Source organism: Sedimentibacter saalensis (genome assembly GCF_007830175.1).
Classification (GTDB): domain Bacteria; phylum Bacillota; class Clostridia; order Tissierellales; family Sedimentibacteraceae; genus Sedimentibacter; species Sedimentibacter saalensis.
On record NZ_VLKH01000011.1, the window covers coordinates 71733 to 97277 of the forward strand.

General features: G+C 37.9%; 28 protein-coding genes. 25 read left to right on the forward strand and 3 right to left on the reverse strand.

The features are described 5' to 3' along the window. Positions 1-9: 9 nt before the first annotated feature. Entirely contained in the window at positions 10-594 is a 585-nt protein-coding gene (gene yfbR, locus LY60_RS15240; protein WP_145085833.1) for a 5'-deoxynucleotidase, read from the forward strand. A 101-nt stretch (positions 595-695) separates the two neighbouring features. Further along, the gene (locus LY60_RS15245) at positions 696-920 is read left to right on the forward strand and encodes a putative Se/S carrier protein (protein ID WP_019227318.1); all 225 of its coding nucleotides are present in this window, start codon (positions 696-698) and stop codon (positions 918-920) included. On the opposite strand, the gene LY60_RS15250 is transcribed toward LY60_RS15245, so the two are convergent. After that, the gene (locus LY60_RS15250) at positions 917-1654 is read right to left on the reverse strand and encodes a ZIP family metal transporter (RefSeq protein ID WP_170226267.1); all 738 of its coding nucleotides are present in this window, start codon (positions 1652-1654) and stop codon (positions 917-919) included. The genes LY60_RS15245 and LY60_RS15250 overlap by 4 nt on opposite strands. Positions 1655-1842: 188 nt before the next feature. Between LY60_RS15250 and LY60_RS15255 the strand changes: the two genes are divergently transcribed. The 23 genes from LY60_RS15255 (at position 1843) to putP (ending at position 24091) form a co-directional block, all read left to right on the forward strand. Further along, complete coding sequence (locus LY60_RS15255) at positions 1843-2901, forward strand: L-threonylcarbamoyladenylate synthase (protein WP_145085839.1); 1059 nt, start codon at positions 1843-1845, stop codon at positions 2899-2901. 7 nt (positions 2902-2908) lie between these two features. Beyond that, positions 2909-3391, forward strand: a complete 483-nt coding sequence (locus LY60_RS15260) for a low molecular weight protein arginine phosphatase (protein WP_145085842.1) — start codon at positions 2909-2911, stop codon at positions 3389-3391. A gap of 33 nt (positions 3392-3424) precedes the next feature. Next, complete coding sequence (gene rpiB, locus LY60_RS15265; RefSeq protein ID WP_019227314.1) at positions 3425-3862, forward strand: ribose 5-phosphate isomerase B; 438 nt, start codon at positions 3425-3427, stop codon at positions 3860-3862. A 16-nt stretch (positions 3863-3878) separates the two neighbouring features. Beyond that, positions 3879-4907 carry a glycosyltransferase family 4 protein gene (locus tag LY60_RS15270; protein WP_145085845.1) on the forward strand — a complete coding sequence of 343 codons (1029 nt, stop codon included), beginning with the start codon at positions 3879-3881 and terminating at the stop codon, positions 4905-4907. A 120-nt stretch (positions 4908-5027) separates the two neighbouring features. Further along, complete coding sequence (gene wecB, locus LY60_RS15275; protein ID WP_145085847.1) at positions 5028-6149, forward strand: non-hydrolyzing UDP-N-acetylglucosamine 2-epimerase; 1122 nt, start codon at positions 5028-5030, stop codon at positions 6147-6149. 371 nt (positions 6150-6520) lie between these two features. Continuing rightward, positions 6521-6748: an acyl carrier protein gene (acpP, locus tag LY60_RS15280; protein ID WP_019227311.1), complete on the forward strand. Its 228-nt coding sequence runs from the start codon at positions 6521-6523 to the stop codon at positions 6746-6748. Positions 6749-6824: 76 nt separating this feature from the next. Further along, entirely contained in the window at positions 6825-7784 is a 960-nt protein-coding gene (gene fabK / locus LY60_RS15285) for an enoyl-[acyl-carrier-protein] reductase FabK (RefSeq protein ID WP_145085851.1), read from the forward strand. Then, positions 7777-8718 (forward strand): ACP S-malonyltransferase, encoded by a 942-nt coding sequence (gene fabD, locus LY60_RS15290; protein WP_145085855.1) that lies wholly within the window; start codon positions 7777-7779, stop codon positions 8716-8718. The genes fabK and fabD overlap by 8 nt, the downstream gene beginning before the upstream one ends. A 107-nt stretch (positions 8719-8825) precedes the next feature. Continuing rightward, positions 8826-9557, forward strand: a complete 732-nt coding sequence (gene fabG / locus LY60_RS15295) for a 3-oxoacyl-[acyl-carrier-protein] reductase (RefSeq protein WP_145085858.1) — start codon at positions 8826-8828, stop codon at positions 9555-9557. Positions 9558-9728: 171 nt separating this feature from the next. Next, complete coding sequence (fabF, locus tag LY60_RS15300; RefSeq protein ID WP_019227307.1) at positions 9729-10967, forward strand: beta-ketoacyl-ACP synthase II; 1239 nt, start codon at positions 9729-9731, stop codon at positions 10965-10967. 1 nt (position 10968) lies between these two features. Then, positions 10969-11394 (forward strand): 3-hydroxyacyl-ACP dehydratase FabZ, encoded by a 426-nt coding sequence (fabZ, locus tag LY60_RS15305; protein WP_145085862.1) that lies wholly within the window; start codon positions 10969-10971, stop codon positions 11392-11394. A 375-nt stretch (positions 11395-11769) separates the two neighbouring features. Then, positions 11770-12183, forward strand: a complete 414-nt coding sequence (locus LY60_RS15310) for a winged helix-turn-helix transcriptional regulator (protein ID WP_019227305.1) — start codon at positions 11770-11772, stop codon at positions 12181-12183. A gap of 305 nt (positions 12184-12488) precedes the next feature. Beyond that, positions 12489-12857 (forward strand): hypothetical protein, encoded by a 369-nt coding sequence (locus LY60_RS15315; protein WP_019227304.1) that lies wholly within the window; start codon positions 12489-12491, stop codon positions 12855-12857. Beyond that, the gene (locus LY60_RS15320) at positions 12844-14826 is read left to right on the forward strand and encodes a V-type ATP synthase subunit I (protein WP_212633497.1); all 1983 of its coding nucleotides are present in this window, start codon (positions 12844-12846) and stop codon (positions 14824-14826) included. The genes LY60_RS15315 and LY60_RS15320 overlap by 14 nt, the downstream gene beginning before the upstream one ends. Beyond that, positions 14827-15309, forward strand: coding sequence for a V-type ATP synthase subunit K (locus tag LY60_RS15325; protein WP_145085868.1), 483 nt, complete (start codon positions 14827-14829; stop codon positions 15307-15309). A 35-nt stretch (positions 15310-15344) separates the two neighbouring features. Then, a complete protein-coding gene (locus LY60_RS15330; protein ID WP_145085871.1) occupies positions 15345-15926 on the forward strand; it encodes a V-type ATP synthase subunit E in 582 nt (193 codons plus the stop codon). A 27-nt stretch (positions 15927-15953) separates the two neighbouring features. Then, positions 15954-16961, forward strand: a complete 1008-nt coding sequence (locus LY60_RS15335) for a V-type ATP synthase subunit C (RefSeq protein ID WP_170226268.1) — start codon at positions 15954-15956, stop codon at positions 16959-16961. Next, a complete protein-coding gene (locus LY60_RS15340) occupies positions 16954-17274 on the forward strand; it encodes a V-type ATP synthase subunit F (protein ID WP_019227299.1) in 321 nt (106 codons plus the stop codon). The genes LY60_RS15335 and LY60_RS15340 overlap by 8 nt, the downstream gene beginning before the upstream one ends. A 41-nt stretch (positions 17275-17315) precedes the next feature. Then, entirely contained in the window at positions 17316-19088 is a 1773-nt protein-coding gene (locus tag LY60_RS15345; protein WP_019227298.1) for a V-type ATP synthase subunit A, read from the forward strand. 1 nt (position 19089) lies between these two features. Then, complete coding sequence (locus LY60_RS15350) at positions 19090-20466, forward strand: V-type ATP synthase subunit B (protein ID WP_019227297.1); 1377 nt, start codon at positions 19090-19092, stop codon at positions 20464-20466. 15 nt (positions 20467-20481) lie between these two features. Then, the gene (locus LY60_RS15355; RefSeq protein ID WP_145085878.1) at positions 20482-21177 is read left to right on the forward strand and encodes a V-type ATP synthase subunit D; all 696 of its coding nucleotides are present in this window, start codon (positions 20482-20484) and stop codon (positions 21175-21177) included. A 111-nt stretch (positions 21178-21288) separates the two neighbouring features. Then, complete coding sequence (locus tag LY60_RS15360; protein WP_145085881.1) at positions 21289-22332, forward strand: NAD(P)H-dependent flavin oxidoreductase; 1044 nt, start codon at positions 21289-21291, stop codon at positions 22330-22332. Positions 22333-22528: 196 nt separating this feature from the next. Next, positions 22529-24091, forward strand: coding sequence for a sodium/proline symporter PutP (putP, locus tag LY60_RS15365; protein WP_145085884.1), 1563 nt, complete (start codon positions 22529-22531; stop codon positions 24089-24091). 23 nt (positions 24092-24114) lie between these two features. Here putP and LY60_RS15370 read toward each other — a convergent pair whose 3' ends face one another. Then, entirely contained in the window at positions 24115-24363 is a 249-nt protein-coding gene (locus LY60_RS15370) for a chorismate mutase (protein WP_145085887.1), read from the reverse strand. Positions 24364-24381: 18 nt separating this feature from the next. After that, on the reverse strand, positions 24382-25395 hold the full coding sequence (gene aroF, locus LY60_RS15375) for a 3-deoxy-7-phosphoheptulonate synthase (RefSeq protein ID WP_145085890.1): 1014 nt from the start codon (positions 25393-25395) through the stop codon (positions 24382-24384). Positions 25396-25545 lie beyond the last annotated feature (150 nt).

The following is a 25545-nucleotide window of genomic DNA, read 5'->3' on the forward strand; positions in this document are numbered from 1 at the left end:
GCAGGGTATATGAAAAAATCTAATTTTTTTGCTTTTATTTCCAGGATGAAGTATATAAACAGATGGGGGCTAATGCGAAACATCAAGGATGAAAATGTGTCGGAACACAGTCTTGACGTTGCGGTAATAGCTCATGCCCTTGCTGTTATTCAGAAAAGACGTCTTGACATGGATGTAAATCCGGAAAAGACTGTTCTCTATGCAATTTATCACGATGCTTCCGAAATATTTACAGGAGACATGCCAACACCTGTTAAATATTTCAACACTGTAATAAAGACAGCCTACAAGGATGTGGAGCTTGCTGCGAGCAGGAGGCTCTTAAAACTTTTGCCTGAGGACTTTTACAGTGATTATGAAGGAATTCTCATACCTCGTGAAGATGAAAAGGAAATTTGGAAGACAATCAAAGCTGCTGATAAAATAAGTGCCTACATCAAATGTATCGAGGAGGAAAAATCGGGAAACAAGGAATTCCTCAAGGCTAAGCAGACAATATTAAAAGACTTGATCTCCATGGACAGAGAAGATGTGAATATTTTCATGAGTGATTTCATGGATGGATATGAACTCACACTTGATGAAATGGAATAATATAAAATAGAGTTATAACCAACAAGCAGGCTATAACTTTATTTTATTAGACTGAATTTTTTCATGTGGTATACTTAAATAAAAAATATAAGGGTAATATTATGAATCAATACAATTACATGACCTTTAAGTCAGTATCTTATGCAATGAAAGTTGAAACGGCACTTAAAAAGTGTGGCGTAAATTTTAAAATAATACCTGTTCCAAGAAGTATCAGTTCAAGCTGTGGCCTGTGCGTAAGGTTCCAGAAGGAAGACATGGAAAAGTTCAAAGAAATAATAGAAAAAAACAGCCTTGTCTACGACAATATTTACTTGGATATTTAGACTGCATATGAAAGATAACAGCCGCAAAGAAAACCAATTAAAAGCAATACAGAACTGCTTTTACCTTTATGTAGCATGTTTGCTTCGGGAATTAACTGGCTGGCAGAAACATAAAGCATGCTGCTGGCTGCAGCTGACAGGCAGAAGGCTATAAAATAAGTTGAAATTCCGCCAAGCTCAGCTCCAAGCACTGCTCCGAATGCTGTGGGAAGGCCCGTAAGCAGAGTCAATAAAATTACATACAAGGGCGAGGCTCCTGCCATTACAAGAGGAACTCCAACGCTCATACCTTCCGGAATATTGTGGGCAGCAATCAATATTCCTATTTTTATGCCTAAATTGTCAGAGTATACTGTGCTTGAGCCCACGGCTATACCTTCCGGAAAATTGTGCAGGCTGAGACTTACTATGATTATCATGCTCATTTTTATGTAATCCAGTTTTTTGCCTGCATATCTGGAAAGCTTCTTTGTGGGAATCATTTCTTCCGCGAAAAAAACCACAATAAGTCCAATGAAAAGACCCAATGTCACAATGAAGAAACCTCCTATTTCATAGGCTTCAGGCATGAGGTCAAAAGAAATTACAGAAAGCATTATTCCTGCTGCAAAGCTTAAAAGTCCTGAAACTGTTCGGTCACTGGGGCTTTTAATCAGCAATGACACTATTCCACCAACACATGTTCCGATTCCGCCAATAACAAATCCCCATATAAAATAATATAAAATATCCAAAGTTTCCTCCTGTTTGTTCATCTTATTAATATATATGCAGCCAGTTTTTTTTAAGAAATTAAAAATTAATTAAGAAGTAAAATCTTGTACATAATTATAATGTAGTATATAATTAGCCATAGAACTATTGATAAATGATTCTTTGCATATTTTCTTAAATGAGAATGCAGGAAAGGAAATTATATTAAATGAAAGAAATTATAAATACAAAAATAGTTAAAATGGATCCTGACAATTTGGACTATGATATAATAAAAGAAGCCGCACAAATCATCAACAACGGCGGTGTTGTTGTGTTTCCAACAGAAACAGTCTATGGAATTGGAGCAGATGCTTTAAATGACACTGCTGTGGAGAAAATTTTCAAGGCAAAGGGAAGGCCTCAGGACAATCCTTTGATAGTTCATATTCAAGATGTTGAAGAACTGTATGATTTATCCAGAGAGGTTCCGGAAAATGCAATAATATTAGCAGAAAAATTCTGGCCGGGTCCCCTGACTATGATTTTGTATAAAAAGGATATATTATCTGACAAAATAACAGCAGGACTTAGTACGGCTGCAATAAGGTTTCCAAAAAACAAAATTGCCCTGGCACTTATAAAGGAAAGCGGAAAACCAATTGCTGCACCAAGTGCCAACACTTCCGGAAAACCAAGCCCTACAGAAGCTTCTCATGTAATTGAAGATTTAATGGGCAAGGTAGATATGATAATTGACGGAGGGAGCACCTACATAGGAATCGAATCAACTGTTGTAGATGTGACTGGGGATGTGCCCATGATACTAAGGCCCGGTGGAATAACAAGAGAAGACATATCACGAGTTTTAGGAAAATGTGATTACGATCCTGCAATCATTAAAAGCAATGAAAAAATTGTTCCAAAATCACCGGGACAAAAATACAGACATTATTCACCTAAAGCAAAAGTTATTTTGTACAAGGGAACTTTAGATAATATTGCACAAAGAATAGTTGAAGATTATGATAAATTTACACAGGATGGATTAAGGGTGGGCATTATGTCAACTGTCCAGACTGAAAAATATTATGAGGACAAGACCACAATTTGTGTTGGAGACAGAACAAAGCCCATATCAATTTCGTCTAATTTATTCAAGGATTTGAGAAATTTTGACCACATGGGGATGGATGTAATTCTTGCAGAGGCTGTTGAAGAAGAAGAACTTGGAAAGGCAATCATGAACAGATTGGGAAAAGCAGCAAGCGAAACAATTATTGTGTGAGGTATCTATGAATATTTTATTGGTGTGCACCGGCAATACATGCAGAAGCAGCATGGCTGAGGGAATTTTCAAGCAGATGCTCATTGATTCAAATGTTGAAAATATTAATGTATCTTCAGCAGGATTAAGTGCTTTTCAAGGGGACAGAGCAAACCAAAAAGCTATAGATGTTTTGAAAAATCAGGGAATAGACATATCAGGGCACAGGGCCAGACAGCTTACAGGAGAAATGATAAACAGCTCAGATTTGATTTTAACCATGACAGATGCTCATAAGATGTCAATATTGAATTATGCGCCTAAATCAAAGGGAAAAGTGTTTACGCTTAAGGAATATGCCAGAATTACAGGCGGTGAAGAATCGGGTAATATTAATCTTGACATTCATGATCCCTACGGCAGGGAATACAGCGTTTATGAGTCAGTTATGAGCGAAATACGATATGAGATAGAGTCGATTGTCAATAAATTGAAACAAAAAAATAATTAAGAGCTAAGAATTAAGTGAAAAAATGGAGGAAAAATGAAAATAGTACTTGCATGTGATCATGGAGGATTTGAATTAAAGGAAGCAGTAAGGGAACACTTGACTAAGAAAGGTTATGAAGTAAACGACATAGGCGTTTATGACACAAATTCCGTGGACTACCCTGATTACGGAAAAAAAGCTGCTGAACTTGTTGCTGGAAGCGATGACAAGGGGATAGTAATATGCGGAACAGGCATAGGTATTTCCATAGCAGCAAACAAAGTTCACGGTATAAGATGTGCTTTGTGCACAAATGAATATATGGCGAGGATGTCCAGAATGCATAACGATGCAAACATGCTTGCTTTAGGAAACCGTGTCATAGGTCAGGGGGCTGCACTTGACATAGTGGATGTGTGGCTTTCCACAGAGTTTGAAGGCGGAAGACACTTGAACAGAGTTAAGAAAATCATGGAAATAGAAAATATATAAAGAAGAGGAAATGTTCATGACTGGTTACTTTATAGCTTTTATTTCAGCTGTAATTATATCTTTTATAATGACTCCGCCTGCAAGACAGCTTGCAATAAAGGTTGGAGCACTGGATGTACCAAAGGATCCTAGAAAAATACACAATAAGCCCATGCCTTATTTCGGAGGTCTGGCTATTTATGTTTCAATAATGGCATGTATGTTTGTTTATCTGCCTCATACAAGGACTAACATGTATATAATGGCAGGCGCAACAATAATTGTGCTAACAGGAGTTGTTGATGACATGTATGGAATGCCTGCCAAGATTAAAATGCTCATGCAGCTTATTGCAGCATTTGTTGCATTAAGAGGAGGCGTTCAGATACACTTCATTACAAACCCCCTTTCAGAAACAGGAATGAGCTACTTGCTCTCATGGCTTTCATACCCCATAACATTGTTCTGGATTGTGGGTATCACTAACACAATAAACCTCATAGATGGTTTGGATGGCCTGGCTTCCGGTGTAGCCAGCATAGCAGCAACAACTCTTCTTTTTACGGCAGCAACAATGGGACACGACTTCATTATGATGCAGTGTGCCATAATAGCAGGAGCTTCTTTGGGATTTCTTCCATTTAACTTTAACCCTGCAAAAATATTCATGGGTGATACAGGTTCTCTGCTTCTGGGATACATGCTTGCAGTAACTTCTGTTTCAGGTATGGTAAAAAGTGTTGCGGCTGTGGCCCTGGCTGTGCCTGTATTTGCTTTGGGTCTTCCCATATTTGACACCACATTTGCAATAATAAGAAGATATTTAAACAACAAGCCAATAATGCAAGCCGACAAGGAACACCTTCACCACAAGCTCATGAAAATCGGACTCAATCAAAGGCAGACCGTATTGATAATGTACTTCATCAGCATGATGTTGGGAATTGTGGCAGTAATAATAGCCGATGCAGATCCGTTTATAGGAATTATTCTGGCAACCATTATGGTAATAGCAGTATTTTATTTTGCAAAATTAGCAGGATTCTTCAGAAAAAAAGAACAATAATACAATTAAGAATGAAGAATGAAGAATTAAAAATTAGTAGTTGAATTTGGGCATTGCCCAAATTCTTCATTTAATTCTTAATTCTTAACTCTTAATTCTTCATTTAATACGGAGGTAGTGATGAATAAAGTAAAGGTGCTTGTTGTTTTCGGTACACGGCCGGAAGCTGTTAAAATGGCCCCCATAGTGAAAGCCCTTAAAAATGATGAAGAGCATTTCATCTCAAAGGTATGCGTAACAGCACAGCACAGAGACATGTTGGACCAGGTTCTTAAAATATTTGATATTGAGCCGGATTATGATTTGAATATATTCCAAAGCGGCCAGACACTGACGCAAATAACCTGCAGGGCTCTGTCAGGACTTGAAGGTGTTATAGAAGAATTTAAACCGGACCTGATTTTGGTACAGGGCGACACAACAACAGTATTTTCAGGAGCCCTTGCTGCATTTTACCACCAGGTTAAAATAGGCCATGTGGAAGCAGGACTGAGAAGCGGCAATTTGTATTCTCCATATCCTGAGGAAGCAAACCGTATGCTTACGGGAGTACTTACAGATTTCCATTTTGCTCCAACACAGACTTCAAAAAATAACCTGCTCAGGGAAGGCTATGATGAAAACAAGATTTTCATAACTGGAAACACATCTATAGATGCTCTTGGCTGGGTTATAGACAAAAATTATAAGTTTAGCGAAGAAGCATTAAACAACATAGATTTTGAAAAGAAGAAAGTAATACTCCTGACAGCTCACCGCAGAGAAAATATTGGAGAGCCCATGGAAAATATTTTTTCTGCTGTAAGAAGAGCAGCCGAAGAAAATAAAGATGTGGAAGTAATATATCCAATGCATTTAAATCCTAAGGTAAGAGAAATTGCAAGAAAGCTATTTGACGGAATGGAAAATGTCCACCTCATCGAACCTCTTGACTATCTTCCTTTTACAAACCTCATGTCAAAATGTTACCTTGTTGTTACAGATTCAGGGGGAGTTCAGGAAGAAGCACCATCCCTGGGCAAGCCGGTGCTTGTTGTAAGGAAGGAAACTGAAAGACCTGAAGGTATTTCGGCAGGAACAGCAAAGCTTGCCGGAACTGACGGACAGGTTATTTACAATGAGCTTAATATACTCATAAACAATGAAGAAGAATACAAAAAAATGGCCAATGCAGTTAATCCATACGGTGACGGAATGGCTGCAATGCACATAATAGATGCCATTAAGAAAAAAATGCTGTAATCAAAGCCTGTCAATAATGTAGGGAGGACTACTGTCCGCCCGCAGTCTATCGTAACCAGCCCTTAGTTTTTATATAATATGGAGTCAATAGTTTTAGCCTGTAAACAACAGGCTTGTTTTTTTGCCAAATATTAAATGAAGACAAAAACATATGTCAAATAAAACACAATGAGCGTCAAAATATGCTGGCCGCCCAGAAAAATGTACTGACAAAGGGCTCTGTTGTCCTAAATAGTTGTAATTTGTTATAATAAATATATTGACAAACAGTCTGTTTTATATTATACTTCGAATATCAAAATATTTGAAATAAAATAAAAAATGATATCAAAATAATAGACATTAAAACATCTAAATTTATGGAGGAAATAATGATTTTAGAAAAAGTAAAAGCAATTTTAGTTGAGGAATTGGACGTAGAGGAAGAAAATATAAATCTTGACAGCAAAATTAAAGACGATTTGGGAGCGGATTCACTGGATCTTTTCGAATTGATCAGCAAAATAGAAGATGAGCTTGACATCACTATTGATGAAGAAGATTACGGCAAGCTTGTAACAGTTGGAGATATAGTAAACTACATTACAGACAAACAATAATTAATTAGAAGACGCCTGCGGGCGTTTTCTCTTATGCGGAATAATTCGCAATTTTATTACAATACGAGGAGAATATATGATTAATACAGTTATATGCAGCCTGCTGAACATAAAATATCCTATTTTTCAAGGAGGCATGGCACAAATATCAGATGCTGAGCTAGCTGCTGCCGTGTCCGAAGCAGGAGGTCTAGGAGTTATAGCATCAGGCAACAACACTGCGGAATTTATAAAAAAAGAAATACATAAGATCAAATCGCTTACTGATAAGCCATTTGGTGTTAATGTAATGCTTTTAAGCCCATATGCCAACGATGTGAGCAACCTTCTGATGGAGGAAAAAGTTCCGGTAATAATTACAGGAGCAGGAAATCCCGGAAAATATCTTAAGCTTTGGAAAGATGCAGGAATTAAGGTAATACCTGTTGTTCCTTCAGTTGCTTTTGCAAAACATTTTGAAAAGCTCGGAGCCGATGCCATCATCTGCGAAGGTACTGAATCAGGCGGACACGTAGGAGAACTTACAACAATGTGCCTGACTCCTCAGGTGGTTGATGCTGTAAATATTCCTGTTATTGCAGCAGGTGGAATCGGCGACGGAAGAGGTATTGCTGCTGTCTTAAGCCTTGGAGCTCAGGGTGTTCAGGTTGGAACAAGATTTTTGCTTGCCAATGAATGTAACGTTCACCAAAACTACAAAGACAAGGTTCTAAAGGCAAACGACACAGACACGGCTGTTACAGGAAGAAAAACAGGCCATCCTGTAAGAGTTTTGAAAAATAAACTTGTGAATCAATTTAAAGAAATTGAAAAGAACAACGGAACCGTTGAAGAAATGGAACAGCTGGGCAGAGGAAGACTTTACAAGGCAGCAGTTGAAGGGGATGTTGATTACGGTTCAGTAATGTCAGGACAAATTGCAGGCTTGGTGAACAAAGAACAAAGCTGCAAGGAAATTATTACAGAAATGTTTGATGAAGCGGAAACTATTATGAAAAACTTGAGTTCATTTATTTCAGGAGGTAGTAATGAGTAAGACAGCTTTTGTATTTCCAGGACAGGGCGCTCAGTATGCTGGAATGGGAAAAGAATTTTATGACAATTTCGAAGAAAGCAAGGAAATTTTTGAAAGAGCTAATCAGGCTCTGGGATTTGACATCGCAAAGCTTTGTTTTGAAGGACCTGACCAGGATTTAAGTGTTACAAAAATAACTCAGCCTGCACTTCTTACAACTTGCATGGCAATTTATGAAGTTTTGAAGAAAAACAACAAGGATGACTCTGTTGTCATGGGAGGACTTTCCCTTGGTGAATATTCAGCACTGACTGCTGCAGGAGCAATGGATTTTGAAACTGCTGTCAAGCTTGTTTACAACAGAGGAAACTACATGCAAAATGCAGTTCCTCTGGGCGAAGGCGGAATGCTTGCACTCATGGGATGTACAGATCAGGATGCAATAGCATTTTGTGAAGATGTAACAAAGAGCTGCGGACTTCTTGAACCTGCAAACTTCAACTGTCCGGGACAAATAGTTGTGGGTGGAAAAAGTGAAGCAATAGATGAAGCATTATCAAAGACCTCCCAGTTCAACATCAGAAGAGCCGTTAAACTTCAGGTAAGCGCGCCATTTCACACATCAATGTTGAAACCTGCCGGTACAAAGCTTAAGGAAGATTTGGCTAAAATTAATTTCAAGAAACCAAAATGCAATGTTATTTCCAATGTAGACACAGAATATTACGAAGACGATCAGGTAATAGCTGATAAGCTGGAAAAACAGGTTTACAATCCCGTTAGATGGGAAGAATGCGTAAGAAAAATGATAGCTGACGGTGTGACTACATTTGTTGAAATAGGACCTGGAAAGACATTGTCAAGCTTTATAAAGAAAATAGATAAAAATGTTAAATCAATAAATATAGATAGCATTGCATCCCTCAAAGAATATATAGAATTGTCTTATGCTTAGCAGGTGATTTTCCTGCTAAGTATTAGAAATTATTATTATTGCGAATAGAATTGTCTTATGCTTAGGCAGGATTGAGGCATTGATGCAATACATCGGAAAGGATTACTATGAAGACTGCAATTATTACCGGAGCTTCAAAGGGTATAGGAGCTGCAATTGCTTTAAGGCTTAATGAACTGGGCTACAACCTGGTATTAAACTACAGAAGCAACACAAGCTCCATGGAAGAATTAATCAATAATTTTCCAAACAAAGAAACTAAAAATGTGACTGTACAATGCGACATATCAAATTATGAGGATGCCAAGAGACTTATTGACGAAGCCTATGACAACTTTGGTTCTGTTGATGTGTTAGTAAACAATGCAGGAATAACCAAGGACAACATACTTCCAATGATGAGCGAAGATGAGTTTGATCAGGTTATCGATACAAATTTAAAAGGAACATTTAACTGCTGCAGACACATTTCCAAAAGAATGCTTAAGCAGAAGTACGGAAGAATTGTAAATATTTCATCCGTGGTTGGGCTAGCAGGAAATGCAGGACAGGTAAATTATGCTGCTTCGAAAGCAGGAGTTATAGGAATGACCAAATCTATGGCAAGAGAACTTGGAAAGAAAAATGTCCTTGTAAATGCCGTGGCACCTGGATTCATTCAAACTGAAATGACAGACAAAATACCAGATGACATAAAAAATGAAATGATGAAAAATATACCTCTGCAAAAGCTGGGACAGCCAAGCGACATTGCAGATGCAGTTGAATTTTTAATATCTGACAAAGCATCCTATATAACAGGACAGGTATTATCAGTCAACGGCGGATACTACATGTAAATTAAAAAAATAGTGTAGGGGAGGACCTCGTGTCCTCCCGAAAATAGCAAAATTATTGTATTAATAACACGGGTGGATACAAGATCCGCCCCTACGATTTGATAAAAATTAGGTTTGTCAATAGTCTAATTAAGAATTAATAATCTTAATTAATCGAAATTGGAGGAAAAAATGAAAAGAAGAGTTGTAATAACAGGTGTTGGTGTTGTAAGTCCAATCGGATCAGGCGATGCTTTTTGGGAAAATGTAAAAAAAGGAACATGCGGAATAAGCCCTATTGAATCTTTTGACACTACTGAATTCAGCGTAAAGCTTGCTGCTGAAGTAAAGGATTTCGATCCTACACTGTACATGGACAAAAAAGAATCAAAGAGACAGGACAGATACAGCCAGTTTGCACTTGCTGCAGCTGATATAGCAGTAAAAAATTCAGGACTTGACATAGAAAAAGTTGACAGCGACCGTTTTGGAGTAATAGTAGGAAGTGCAGTTGGAGGAATTCATACAATTGAAGCCGAGCATGCAAAGCTTCTTGAAAAAGGACCAGGAAAAGTGTCAACATTTTTTATTCCTATGATGCTTTCAAACATTGCATCAGGACTTGTGGCTATTAAGTACCAGGCAAAGTCTGTGAACTTCAGCACAGTTACTGCATGTGCAACAGGAGCAAATGCAATCGGAGAGTCATACAAAAGAATCCAGGATGGAATTTGTGATGTAATGATTGCCGGAGGAAGTGAAGCTGCCATAACTCCATGTTCAATAGCAGGTTTTTCTGCCCTCACTACTCTTTCAACAACTACAGATGTAAACAGAGCATCAATACCTTTTGACAAGGAAAGACATGGATTTGTAATGGGAGAAGGAGCCGGAATAATGGTTCTTGAAGATTATGACCATGCAGTAAAAAGAGGAGCTAAAATATATGCAGAGCTGGTAGGCTATGGAGCAACATGCGATGCATATCACATGACAAGCCCTGATCCAAGTTCAGAAGGTGCTTCAAAAGCCATGAAAAATGCCATAGAAGATGCCGGCATAACACCTGTTGACATAGGATACATCAATGCTCACGGCACAAGCACACTGTACAATGACAAGTTTGAAACACAGGCTATAAAGAACATTTTCAAGGAGAATGCAAAGAATGTACCAATAAGCTCTACAAAATCCATGACAGGTCACTTGCTGGGAGCTGCCGGAGCTGTAGAAGCAATAGTATGTGCTAAATCCTTGGAAAACGGATATATTCCAGCAACAATAAATCACCAGGTTACTGACCCTGAACTGGATTTAAACTTCGTTCCTAACACAGGAATTGAAAAGGAATATGACTATGCATTGTCAAACGCATTTGGATTTGGCGGACACAATGCAACATTGGTTCTTAAAAAATATAAAGGAAACTAATATGGTTTACAATACAAGCGAAATACAAAAAATAATACCTCACAGATACCCAATGCTCCTCATTGACAAAATTGAGGAGCTCGTAGAAGGGGAAAAGGCTGTGGGAGTTAAAAATGTAACAATGAATGAACAGTTTTTCCAGGGACACTTTCCTGGAAACCCTGTTATGCCAGGTGTTCTCATTATAGAAGCTTTGGCACAGACAGGCGCTGTAGCCATACTCTCCATGGAAAAATTCAAAAACAAGACCGTGTACTTTGGTGGAATCAAAAGCGCAAAATTCAAGAGAAAAGTATGTCCGGGAGACACATTGAAACTTGTTACTGAAATAACAAAATTAAAGGCTAGTTTTGGCATAGGAAATGCTATTGCTTACGTTGATGGCGAAATTGCAGCAGAAGCAGAATTAATATTTGCTGTGGAGTAGAATTGTGACAATATTTTCACAATAAATTTTCCATATTTTAAAAAAATGTGTTATAATTTATAATGTGACACATTTTTTTATTTTTATAACCTTTGCAGACGTTTTCTGTTTATTTTTAGCGAGATTACATGTTAAACATTTAACCATAGATAAAAAGAACAATTGAATTTGTGCAAATCATGTATTTTTAATGATAATATCGGAAAACTAGTTTATGTTGAAATAAAAGTTAATTACATAAACAGTTAAATATTTCAAAAAATAAATGTAACAAAATCACTTGCCCTATAAAATTATTGTGCTATAATATCATATACGTATCTAATAAGGACATAGTATCCAAAAAGATACTGTAGACAATGAAGAGGTGATTAAATGAGTGCAGTTTCATGCGACAATATGTTCAGTGATAAAGAAAGACACAGCACATGCTATATGAGCGACAAGTGCATAAGGTACAAGGTATGTCCAATGGTTCTTGTTCAGAAGCTTTTAGCAGGAAAAAGAAAAATAATGATACTCTGGTATTTAAGCGGCAAGGTTTTAAGATTTAATGACATTAAGAGAAGACTTCCGGATGTCACTCAAAAAATGCTTACGCAACAGTTGAGAAGCTTAGAAGAAGATCATTTGATATTCAGGCATGTTTATCCGGTTGTACCACCAAGGGTTGAATACGGATTGACAGAGCTTGGAGAGAAAATAATTCCCTTGCTGGAAATGATGCATGGTTTTGGTGCAGAGTATTTAGAACTTGGATATAAAGATAACAATCCGGATCTAAATTAAGTATCTTTTAGGGTACTATAGTACAAAAAAGTGCGTACTTGTCAAGTAAAGTCAAATTAAATATACTGTTAAGGGTAACAGTTGAATTTTACGGTTTCTTACATTTTACAAATTTAAAAACCTAAGAAAAATAAGGTTTTTTTATTCAAAAATGGGGAAAAATTTACAATCGCAACTTGTCACTTTAATAACAAGCAGTGTGCTTCAAAGAAAATTAATACGGAATATTTCATGGATGCATGTTATATTATTCCAAATTTATTGACAAACATTTTTTTATATTTTATTATTAATGAAATAGGAAAATGTTTGATTTTATAAAAATATTTGACAGAGGTGGTGGTATAGTGTCTATTGAAATAATCAAGGTAATAAAGGAGGCAGAGGAAAAGGCTGAAGTCACAAAACGAGAAGCCGCTCAGCAAGCAAAACAAATTATTACCAATGCTAATGCGCAAGCTCTACAAATTGTTGATGAAGCAAGAGAAAATGCTGAGTCAAAAAGAACTGATGTGCTAAAAGCAGCAGAATCCCAGGGACAGCTTCTTTATGACAGCATAATCAGCGACGCTGCAAAAAAATGTGATGACATTTTAAAAAGCGCAGAAAAAAACATGGATAATGCAGCATCAATTATACTGGAAAGGATAGTGAAGGCCAGTGGCAATAGTTAAGATGAAGAAAATAAGCACCATAGGTTTAAGCAGCATTAAATCTTCATTAATAAAGGAACTCATGGATTTAGGAGTGGTCGAAATAAGTGCCCAGGATTCAAAATTGACCGACCCGGAGTGGATTTCCTATGTTAAAAAAGATGGAAATGAAGTTGAAGTGCTGGACTGTGATGCGAAAATATCAAAAATAAACGAAGTTTTAAACAGTCTGGAAAAGTATGACAAAAGTAAAAAACCAATGTTCTTTACAAGAAAATCAATATCTTCAAAAGATTTTGAAAATGCCATCAGTGAATTAAGCAAGACTGAGGAAAACGTAGCAAAGGTGCTGGATATGAACAAGAGCTTCAATGAGCTAAGTTCAGAGGAAAATAAAATTGAGACAGCCATACTCAGTTTAAAGCCTTGGGCAAGTTACGAGATTCCTTTGGAATTAACCGAAACAAAGTATACAAGCATCTTTACCGGTGTTGTTCCAAATATAGTTGATGTTGAAAAGCTTAAGTCTGATCTTCGGGAAAAAACAGACAGATGCATAGCAAATCTTGTTGGAAGCGATAAGGATCAACATTATTTTTCAATTATATGCCTCATAAAGGAAAAAGATGATGTTTATGAGATTTTAAAGCAATATGGTTTCAACACAGTGGCTTTCAAAGATTTAAAGGGTACTGCAGCCCAAAACATTGTGCAGTATGAAAACAATTTGAAAGAAATTTCTGAAAATAAATCAGAAGTTGAAAAAAATATTACAGATTATGTTCCATACAAGGAACAAATTCAACTGTTTTATGATTATCTGGTAATTGAAAGAGACAAAAATAAGATACTTGGGAACTTGCTGAACACAGATTCAACTTTCTATATTGAAGGGTGGATACCTGAGGTAAGCAAGGAACAGATTGAGAATGTACTCAACAAACATCAGTGCTGGTTTGAAATATATGAACCTGAAGAAGGAGAACAAACTCCTATAGCTATGCAAAACAATTCTTTCACACAGCCTTTTGAAGCAATTACAGAGCTTTATAGTCTACCTTCATCAAGCAACATAGATCCTACACCATACATGGCTCCGTTCTATTGCTTATTTTTTGGGCTGATGCTTGCAGATGTGGGCTATGGTTTGATTATGGCCGCAGCAACTTACATGGTTTTGAAGAAGTTCAAGCTTGAAGGATCAATTCAAAAGCTTATGAGAGTATTTTTCTACTGTGGAATATCAACTGCATTCTGGGGAGTGATGTTTGGAAGCTGGTTCGGTGATGCCATACCTGCTGCAGCAAGACTGTTGTTCAATTCTGATTTTACTGTGAAACCTTTGTGGCTGAATCCCATGGAACAACCTATGACACTTTTAATAGTATCATTTGTTTTCGGAATTATCCACTTGTTCACCGGTATGGCAGTAAAGGCACACATTCTCATAAGAGACGGAAATCCTCTGGATGCCTTGTTTGACATAGGTTTCTGGTATGGACTTATAATAGGATTGATATTGCTTTTATTCGGTAATACAGTGATTCCGGGTTCAGGGCAGATAGGCAAATGGATGTCCATAATATTTGCTTTAGGTTTAGTTCTTACTCAAGGAAGAGCGAAAAAGAATATTGCGGGTAAACTCATAAGCGGTGTATTGAGCCTGTACAACATAACAAGTTATTTAAGTGATGTTCTATCATATTCAAGACTCTTGGCCTTAGGATTGGCTACAGGGGTTGTATCTTCCGTTATGAGCATATTGGGCTCTATGGGAGGCAGAAACGTTTTTGGCATATTGTTGTTTGTGGTGGTTATGATTATAGGACACACATTCAATTTTGCAATAAATGCTCTTGGAGCTTTCGTACATGCTGCGAGACTGCAGTATGTTGAATTCTTCGGTAAATTTTATGAAGGCGGCGGAGAGCCATTCAAGCCGTTTACGAAAAAAACTAAATATAACAGAATAATCAAGGAGGAAATTTAAATGAACAATATTTTAGTTAGTGGTAACTTTTTAGCAATTTTAGGAGCTTCTGTGGCTGCATTGGCAGGTATAGGAAGTGCAATAGGCGTTGGTATAGCAGGTCAGGCAGCAGCTGGAGTTGTTGCGGAAGATCCTAAGAAATTTGGTTCTACATTGATTTTGCAGGCATTGCCTGGTACTCAGGGTATATATGGACTTTTGGTTGCATTTATCATCCTTAACAAAATCGGTTTATTAGGCGGAAGCATGGCAGAACTTTCAGCAGTTCAGGGAGGATTATTCCTTGCAGCAGCTCTTCCTATAGGTGTGGTAGGTATTATTTCAGCAATTCATCAGGGCAAGGTTGCAGCAGCTGGTATTATGCTTATTGGCAAGAGACCAGAAGAAATAGCAAAAGCTATGGTTTACGCTGCAATGGTTGAAACATATGCAGTATTGGCACTTCTTATTTCTTTCCTTATGATAAACGGAATTGCTATTTAATAAAAGTACTAAAATTTAAATAAGGATGTGAAAAGATGAGCATTGAAAATATAACTACGAATATTTTAAGCGATGCAAGAAACATTGCTGAGATTTCCATAGCAAATGCTGAGAAAACTAAGCAAGACATAATAGATAAAGCTAAATTAGAAGCTGAAGCAATTATAAAAGCTGCTGCAGAAAAGTCTGAAAAGGAAGCTGAAGGCTTGAAAAGCAGAAAGGTATCTGCTGCAGAGCTTCAAGGAAGAAAAATGATGCTTTCCGCAAAGCAGGAAGTCATTAAGAAAAGCTTCAATTCAGCACTTGAAAAGCTTAAAACAATGCCAGAAGACGAGTATTTAAATTTCCTTACAGATGAAATTGTAAAGATTCCAAATTGCAAGGGAACAATAATATTGAATGAGCGTGACAAGAACAAAATCGGCGAAAAATTAGTTAAAGCAGTCAATGAAAAATTAAAAGCAGAAAAGATTGTATTAAGCGATAAAACAATTGAATCAAGCGGAGGATTTGTGCTTAACAACGGATCAATTGAAATCAACAGCACCTTTGAAACCATATTGGACTCCATGAGGGATGAACTTACAAACGAAGTTGCAAATGCGCTTTTTAAATAATTTTCCTGCCTGAAAGGAGGAATGGCTTTGGCAAAGATTAAAGATACAGATTATTTGTTTTCTACTGCACGTGTTCGAAGTGTTGAAAAAAACATGCTTACTCGTGAAAGAGCAGAAAAGATGATTGATGCAAAAACAAATGAAGATGCCTTAAGGGTGCTGGATGATCTGAATTACGGCAATTCCGGCGAAGCAGTCGAACCTAATGACTATGAAAAGCTCTTATCATTTGAACATAAGAAGACATATGACTTCATAACTTCTGTAGCTCCTGAGCTGGATTTCTTCAACATGTTCTTGTATCCATACGATTATCACAATTTAAAGGTAATCATGAAGGCGGAATACTTAGGAATAGATGCTTCAGAGAATCTTGTTGATACCGGATCCATAGACCTGAAAGTTTTGAAATATTCTGTAAAAGAAAGAGACTTTTCAGGCCTCACAGAAAACATGAGCAAAGCTTTAAAGGAAATAATCGAAACATTTCCTAAAACAAATGATCCTCAGGTAATAGATTTTGTACTGGACAAATATTGTTATGATGAAATGCTCAGTTCAGCAGAAAACACAAACAGCAATTTTATAATTGATTATGTCAAGATGCAAATAGATGCAATCAATTTGAAAACATATGTGAGACTTAAAAGAATGAACAAGTCATGGGACTTTTTCACGAAGGTTTTCTTAAACGGCGGAAAAATTAATGAACAGGTGTTTATCAAAAACTACGATGAGCCTTTTGAAAAGTTTGCTGAGCAGCTTTCGGCATACGGCTTCAGGGAATTATTCCTTGAAGGCACAGAATCACTGGTAAGCACAGGAATGTTTACAAAGCTTGAAAAACTTCTGGACAACAAAATCATCGAGCATGTTAAGGGTGCTAAATATATTCCTTTTGGAATAGAGCCTCTTGCAGGCTACCTAATAGCAAAGGACAACGAGATTAAAATTGCAAGAATTATAATGGCAGGCAAACTTGCAGGTATCTCGCCGGAACTTATCAGAGAGAGGTTGAGAGAGACTTATGTATAAGATAGGTGTTATAGGAGATAAACAAAGTATTCTGGGTTTTAAGGCAGTTGGACTTGATGTTTTTGACTGTATAACGAAAGATGATGCAAGACACACTCTTCGTGAGATAGCAAAGGAAGATTATGCCATAATCTATATTACGGAAAATTTCTATGCTGAAATCAAGGATACTGTTTACGAATACAATGAAAAACGCCTGCCGGCAATAATACCTATTCCCGGAATGCATGGAACTGAAGGAATAGGAATTCAGAATATCAAAAAGGCAGTTGAAAAAGCAGTCGGTGCCGACATATTGTTCAACAATGACTAATAAACAAATGTATATAAAATTGAAAGCAGGTGATTTATTTAATGAGCCAAGGTAGAGTAGTAAAAATATCCGGTCCGCTTGTCATTGCAGAAGGAATGAAAGAAGCAGACATGTTCGACGTTGTACGTGTAAGTGAACAGGGATTGATTGGTGAAATTATAGAGATGCGCGGCGACAAAGCATCTATACAGGTATATGAAGAAACAGCAGGATTAGCTCCAGGAGCTCCTGTGGTAACTACAGGTGCACAGTTGTCAGTAGAATTGGGACCTGGTCTTATTGAAACAATTTATGACGGTATTCAGCGTCCATTGGAAGAAATAAGAAAAATTGCAGGACCTAACATAGCAAGAGGAGTTCAGGTTCCATCTCTTAACAGAGAAAAGAAGTGGGAATTTGTTCCTGTAGCAAAGGTTGGTGACAAGGTTCAGGCCGGTGATATCGTAGGTACTGTTCAAGAAACAATTGTTGTTCAGCAAAAAATAATGGTTCCTTATGGAGTCAGCGGAACAATTGAAGAAATAAAATCAGGAAGCTTCACTGTTGAAGAAACAGTATATGTTGTTAAAAAAGACAACGGAGAAAAAGTAAATCTTACAATGATGCAAAAATGGCCTGTAAGAAAGGGTCGTCCATACAAGGAAAAACTTGTTCCGGAAAGACCGCTGGTTACAGGACAAAGAGTTATAGACACAATGTTCCCTATATCAAAGGGTGGAGTTGCAGCTGTTCCGGGACCTTTCGGAAGCGGAAAGACAGTTGTTCAGCATCAGCTGGCTAAATGGGCTGATGCGGAGATAGTTGTTTATATAGGCTGCGGCGAACGTGGAAACGAGATGACAGACGTTCTTATGGAGTTCCCTGAATTAAAGGACCCAAGAACAGGTGAATCTCTTATGAAGCGTACAGTCTTAATAGCAAACACATCAGATATGCCTGTTGCTGCCCGTGAAGCAAGCATCTACACAGGTATTACAATAGCAGAATATTTCAGAGACATGGGTTATTCAGTAGCGTTGATGGCAGACTCAACATCCCGTTGGGCGGAAGCTCTTCGTGAAATGTCAGGCCGTCTTGAAGAAATGCCTGGTGAAGAAGGATATCCGGCTTACCTTGCATCACGTCTTGCTCAGTTCTACGAAAGAGCAGGAAGAGTTATAAGCCTTGGTTCAGAAGGAAGAGAAGGAACGCTGTCTGCAATAGGAGCCGTATCACCTCCAGGAGGAGATATTTCAGAACCTGTTTCACAGGCAACCCTTCGTATAGTAAAAGTATTCTGGGCTCTTGATGCTCAGCTTGCTTACAAGCGTCACTTCCCGGCAATCAACTGGCTGAACAGCTACTCCTTGTATGTTGACAGACTTAACAAATGGTTTGATGAAAATGTGGCAAGAAACTGGTCAGAGCTTCGTGCAGAAACAATGAAGCTTTTGCAGGAAGAAGCTGAATTGAACGAAATAGTCCAGCTGGTCGGCGTTGATTCACTTTCAGTTGACGACAGGCTCAAGCTTGAAGCTACCCGTTCCATAAGAGAAGACTACTTGCATCAAAATGCTTTCCATGAAGTTGACACATATACTTCACTTGAAAAACAATATAAGCTTTTGACATTAATTTTGAAATATTATGAAGACGGCTTGGCAGCACTCAAGGACGGAGCAGATTTTAAAGCATTGTCAGACCTTGCTGTAAGAGAAAGAATAGGAAGATTTAAATATACAGAAGAAAAAGATATAGCAGGAGTTTATGAGGACATCAGAAAACAAATTGAAACTGAAATGTCAGCTCTTGTAGCAAGCAGGGAGGTTGAGTAGGATGATTAGAGAATATAAGACTATATCTGAGGTTGCAGGTCCTCTGATGCTTGTAAAAAATGTTGAAAATGTAGCATATGACGAGTTGGGAGTAATTGAACTTCCAAACGGAGAAACAAGAAGCTGCAGAGTTTTGGAAATTAACGGAAGCAATGCTTTGGTACAGCTGTTTGAAAGCTCTGCAGGAATAAACCTGGCAGAAAGCAAAGTTAAGTTTCTGGGAAGAGGAATGGAACTTGCCGTGTCATACGACATGCTTGGCCGTGTATTTGACGGCCTTGGAAGACCTATAGACAACGGTCCTGAAATAATTCCTGAAAAAAGAATGGATATAAGCGGTCTGCCTATGAATCCTTCAGCACGTGACTATCCTGATGAGTTTATACAAACAGGAGTATCTGCAATAGACGGTCTTAACACACTTGTTAGAGGTCAGAAGCTGCCTATATTCTCAGGCTCAGGTCTGCCTCACGCTGACCTTGCGGCACAAATTGCACGTCAGTCTAGAGTTCTCGGAACTGAATCAAACTTTGCCGTTGTATTTGCAGCAATAGGTATCACTTACGAAGAAGCAGACTTCTTCATTACAGACTTCAGGAAAACAGGTGCAATAGACAGAACAGTATTGTTCATGAACCTTGCAGATGACCCTGCCATCGAACGTATTTCAACTCCTCGTATGGCTCTGACTGCTGCTGAGTTCCTGGCATTTGAAAAAGGAATGCACGTCCTGGTAATTCTTACAGACATAACAAACTACGCAGAAGCTCTCCGTGAAGTATCCGCAGCCCGCAAGGAAGTTCCGGGAAGACGTGGATATCCAGGTTATCTTTACACTGACTTGGCTTCACTTTATGAAAGAGCAGGAAGAAAAAGAGATACAGAAGGATCTATCACCATGATTCCTATACTCACAATGCCTGAAGACGATAAAACTCACCCTATTCCTGACCTTACAGGATACATTACAGAAGGACAGATAATTCTTTCCCGTGAATTGTACAGAAAGAATATCAAGCCTCCTATAGACGTTCTTCCTTCACTTTCACGTTTGAAAGACAAAGGTATAGGCAAAGGAAAAACAAGAGAAGACCACTCAGACGTACTGAACCAGCTTTTTGCAGCTTATGCAAGAGGTAAGGAAGCTAAAGAGCTCATGGCAATACTGGGTGAGGCTGCTCTTTCCGATACAGATAAGTTCTATGCAAAATTTGCTGATGAATTTGAAAAGAAATATGTGTCACAGGGATATGAAACAAACAGAACAATTGAAGAAACTTTGGAAATAGGATGGAATCTTTTGACACTTCTTCCTAAGAGTGAATTGAAACGTATAAGAGACGCGTATATCGAAAAATACTATCCAAAAAATGAATAATGAGGGGGGAAACGCATGGCAAGGTTAAATGTAAATCCGACCAGAATGGTGTTAACCTCTTTGAAAAAGCGATTAAAAGTGGCTGTTAAGGGTCACAAGATGCTGAAAGATAAACGTGATGAGCTTATGAAGCAATTTTTGGAGCTTGCCAGAGAAAATAAAAGGTTAAGAGAGCAAGTAGAAGCCCAGATCGGAAGCATCTATTCAAATTTCGTAATAGCCAGCGCCGTCATGTCTTCAGAAGTATTGAATGAAGCGTTGATGTATCCAAAGCAGGGAGTTTCCATAGAAGTAGGCAGAAAAAATGTAATGAGTGTTGATGTGCCGGTTTTTGATTTTACAACAACAACAGATGACACTTCTAACATTTATCCTTACGGTTTTGCCAACACTTCGGCAGAGTTAGACAATGCCATTGAAAATTTGTCGGGAGTATTTCCTGAAATGCTTCGTCTGGCTGCTGTTGAAAAAGAAGTTCAACTTCTTGCGGCTGAAATAGAAAAGACAAGAAGAAGAGTTAATGCTCTTGAATATGTAATGATTCCTCAGTTCCAGGAAACAATCAAGTACATCCAAATGAAGCTTGATGAAAATGAAAGAGGAAATCAGACAAGACTCATGAAGGTCAAGGACCTGATGGTCAAGGCAGCCATAGAAGAAAAACAAGAAAATACCAAGGCTGCACTGGAAGAGTACAGTTCACAATTTTAAAATAAATGGTGTCGCAAATGCGGCACTGTTTTATTTTTTCTTGACAATCTGTGTCTTTACATATATACTTTGAGTATCAAATAACTAGATATTTAAAACAATGGAGAATATATGGAATTAAAAGAATTGAAAATAGGAAATTTGACAGCAAGAATCCCTATAGTGCAGGGAGGAATGGGCATAGGCGTTTCGCTTTCCAACCTTGCAGCAGCCGTTGCCAACCAGGGTGGCATCGGAACAATATCAGGCGTACAAATAGGTTTCAGAGAGTCTGATTTCGAAACAAATCCTGTAGAAGCAAATTTAAGAGCAATTGCTAAAGAAATAAAAAAAGCAAGAGAAAAAACAAAAGGAATCATAGCCATGAATTTTATGGCAGCCATGAACAACTATGAACTTTATGTAAAAAAAGCTGTTGAGGAAAAAATAGATCTTATAGTGTCAGGAGCAGGTCTTCCCGTTGCCTTGCCAAAGCTGGTAAAGGACTCGGCAACAAAAATTGCCCCCATAGTATCTTCTGCCAAGGCTGCAAAAATAATCATAAGAAGCTGGCTCAAACATGACCGTCTGCCTGATGCTGTTGTGGTGGAAGGACCATTGGCCGGAGGTCACCTTGGATTTAAGATGGAAGAAATGATTGAAGGAACTTACAAGTCCTTGAAGGAAATTGTAGTTGAGGTTAAAGAACTTATTGCTTCCTATGAAGAACAATATGGAGTTAAAATACCTGTTATAGCTGCAGGTGGACTTAGAACAAAGGAAGATATAATGGAGCTGGCAGATGCAGGAGCAGATGGCTTTCAGCTTGCAAGCATTTTTGTTCCCACAGCTGAATGCGATGCCCACGATAATTTCAAGCGTGCATATATAAATGCACAAAAAGAAGATGTAATGATAATCAAAAGTCCTGTTGGTATGCCAGCAAGAGCAATACAGACTCACTTCCTTACAAATTCCATGGAAAACGGATGTATTGTGAACAAGTGCTACGGCTGCATATCAGAATGCAATCCTAGAGAAATTCCATACTGCATATCAAGAGGCTTAATTGATGCGGTAAACGGCGAAGATGGATTGATTTTTTCCGGAGCGAATCTTGACAGCATTGACAAGATGACCACAGTAAAAGAAGTAATAGACAAGCTGATAAATTAATTTTTATCCTATGAACAAAAAGGCAGATGATCATCTGTCTTTTTTGCATGTCAAAAAACACGACCATTATTTACACTTGACACCATTTAAAAATGCATTTATACTTATATTTATTACATTGTTAAAATTTACTGATGTGATTAATATAATAAAAAAGTGGTAATATAATTAAATAACTACTAAAAGGAGGTTGTTTATGAAAGGAGACACATTTCAAATTTTTATTTCAATGATAATCTACATGACTGTTGTAATCGGCATCGGACTGTATTTTGCAAGGAGAGCCAATGAAAGCAGCGAGAATTATTTTTTGGGCGGAAGGTCACTGGGCCCTCTTGTTACAGCCATGAGTGCGGAAGCATCCGACATGAGCGGATGGCTTTTGATGGGTCTTCCCGGGGTTGCATACTGGTATGGCTTAAGCGATGCTGCATGGACAGCTATAGGACTTGCTGCAGGAACATATTTGAACTGGCTTTTTGTGGCTAAAAGACTTCATAATTATTCAGTTGTTGCAGGCGATTCCATAACACTTCCGGATTTTTTCAGCAACCGTTTTAAAGAAAAAAATAAAATTATCATGACCATTTCAGCAATATTCATTCTTGTTTTCTTTACGGTTTATGCTTCTAGCTGTTTTGTCACAGTAGGAAAATTGTTTAATAGTCTGTTTGGTTTCAAATACCAGTACATGATGATTGCAGGTGCAATGTTTGTATTGTTTTACACATTTGTGGGAGGTTTTCTGGCTGAGACAGCATCTGACACCATGCAGGCCTTCGTTATGATTTTTGCGCTCATTACAATATTGGTTGTGGGGGTATCGGCAGCCGGAGGATTGGCAATTGTTGCATCAAATGCAAAATCAATTCCAGGATTTTTCGAGTTTTTCGGCATTGCTTCCCCAAAGATAGCTGACGGAACACAAGAGATAATAAATGGTGTTCCTCAGTTTAATGAAGCTGGTAAGTATGGGTGGTACACAATTTTATCCACTATGGCATGGGGTCTTGGTTACTTTGGAATGCCACAGGTTCTTCTGAGATTCATGGCAATAAGAGATCCAAAGGAACTTACACAGTCAAGAAGAATTGCCACTGTATGGGTTATAATTTCTCTTGGAGCAGCTGTTGCCCTGGGAATAATAGGAAGGTCCTTGTTCCCTGCACAGCTTACAACTTACAGCGCTTCTGAAAGCATCTTTATAGTGCTTACATCAAGACTGCTTCCTTCTGTGCTTGCGGGATTTGTAATGGCGGGTATACTGGCTGCTACAATCAGTTCATCTGATTCATATCTCTTAATAGCAGCTTCTGCATTTTCAAAAAACATTTATCAGCATCTCATCAAAAAAGATGCAACAGACAAACAGGTAATGAACATGTCAAGAATAATTCTTGTATTGATTTCTGTTTTAGGAGTAATCATTGCTCTTGATGAGAACAGCGTTATTTTTACAATAGTATCATTTGCATGGGCAGGATTTGGAGCTACATTCGGCCCAATAACAATATTTTCGCTTTTCTGGAAACGAACAACCAGGGAAGGTGCAATTGCAGGCATGTTGTCAGGAGGAACTGCGGTATTTGTCTGGAAGCTGATTTTAAAGCCAATGGGAGGATTCTTTGGAGTATATGAACTGCTTCCTGCATTTATAGTTTCCTGCATTTTCATTTATGCAGTATCAAAAATGACAGCTGAACCTTCAGATGAAATAAAAGATGAATTTGAAAAGGTAAAGAAAATGGCACAGGAATAAAAAAAGGGCGAAAGCCCTTTTATTTATTTCTCCAAATCCTTGCATGTGTCCATTATCTGATGATATACGTCTTCAATGTGGCGTGAATAATTTTTGTTTTCTAATTTGCTCACGCAGTTTTCAATAACCATTTTTTCTCTTGTTTCATCATATACGGGAAGATCATGTTCTTTTTTGTACTGGCCTATTTTAAGAACCACATTAAATCTTCTTTCCAGGAGTTTCACCAGTTCATCATCGATTGAGTTTATTTCTTTTCTGTATTCTTCCATTATTATATTCCCTTCAACTTATATTTTTCTTCCAACTGCCTGGGCAATGAGTTTTAATTTTTCCATTAGAAGTGTGAATTTTTCCGGCTTTATGGATTGATTTCCATCACACAATGCATTTTCAGGATCGTTGTGAACTTCAATTATAAGTCCGTCGGCTCCTGCAGCCACAGCAGCCATGGCCATGGGCTCTACCATCCACCACATTCCCGTGGAGTGGCTGGGGTCAACTATTACGGGAAGATGGCTAAGTTTTTTAATTGCTGGAATCGCACTTAAATCAAGTGTGTTTCTCGTGTAATTTTCAAATGTTCTTATGCCTCTCTCGCATAAAATCACGTTGTCGTTGCCTCCCAGCAAAATATATTCTGCGGACATTAAAAGCTCTTCAACAGTGGAAGAAAGGCCTCTTTTGAGCAATATGGGTTTTCTGGTCTTCCCAAGCTGTTTTAAAAGCTCAAAGTTTTGCATGTTTCTGGCCCCAACCTGTATTATGTCTACGTTCTCAACATATTCGTCAATATATTCTGTTGACATTATCTCTGTAACAATTGGAAGACCTGTTTGTTTTCTCGCGTACTTCAAAAGCTCCAACCCCTCATCCTTAAGACCTTGAAAGCTGTAGGGGGATGTTCTGGGCTTAAAGGCTCCTCCCCTTAAAAATGAAGCTCCGGCTTTTTTGACTGATTGGGCAATTGATAATATTTGTTCTTTGCTTTCAACAGAACATGGTCCTGCCATTATGGACAGTCTTTCTGCGCCTATGGTTTCCTTTCCAACTTTTATGTGGGTGTCATCGGGATGGAAAAGTCTGTTTGCTTTTTTGTAAGGCTCCTGTACAAATACAACCTTATCTATGTATTCATAGGCCTTGAACACGTCCGGGTCTATTTTGCTTGTGTCGCCTATAATGCTTAATATGTGGTAATTGGGCTCGTTTATTTCATTTAATTCAAAACCCATTTTCAATATTTTTTCTTTTATTATATGAACTTCGTATTCATCAACATTCTTGTTTAAGATTAATAACATACTAACCCCCGAAATGTATTTCATGATTAAAATCTATCATATTATTGCAGAAAGTCAATATTTTTTTCAAATTTGCTCTTTTTTGCCCTTCTGGATAAAATGCCGTAAATTGTCATAATTCCGCGCAAAACAATAAATTAAATTGCAGAT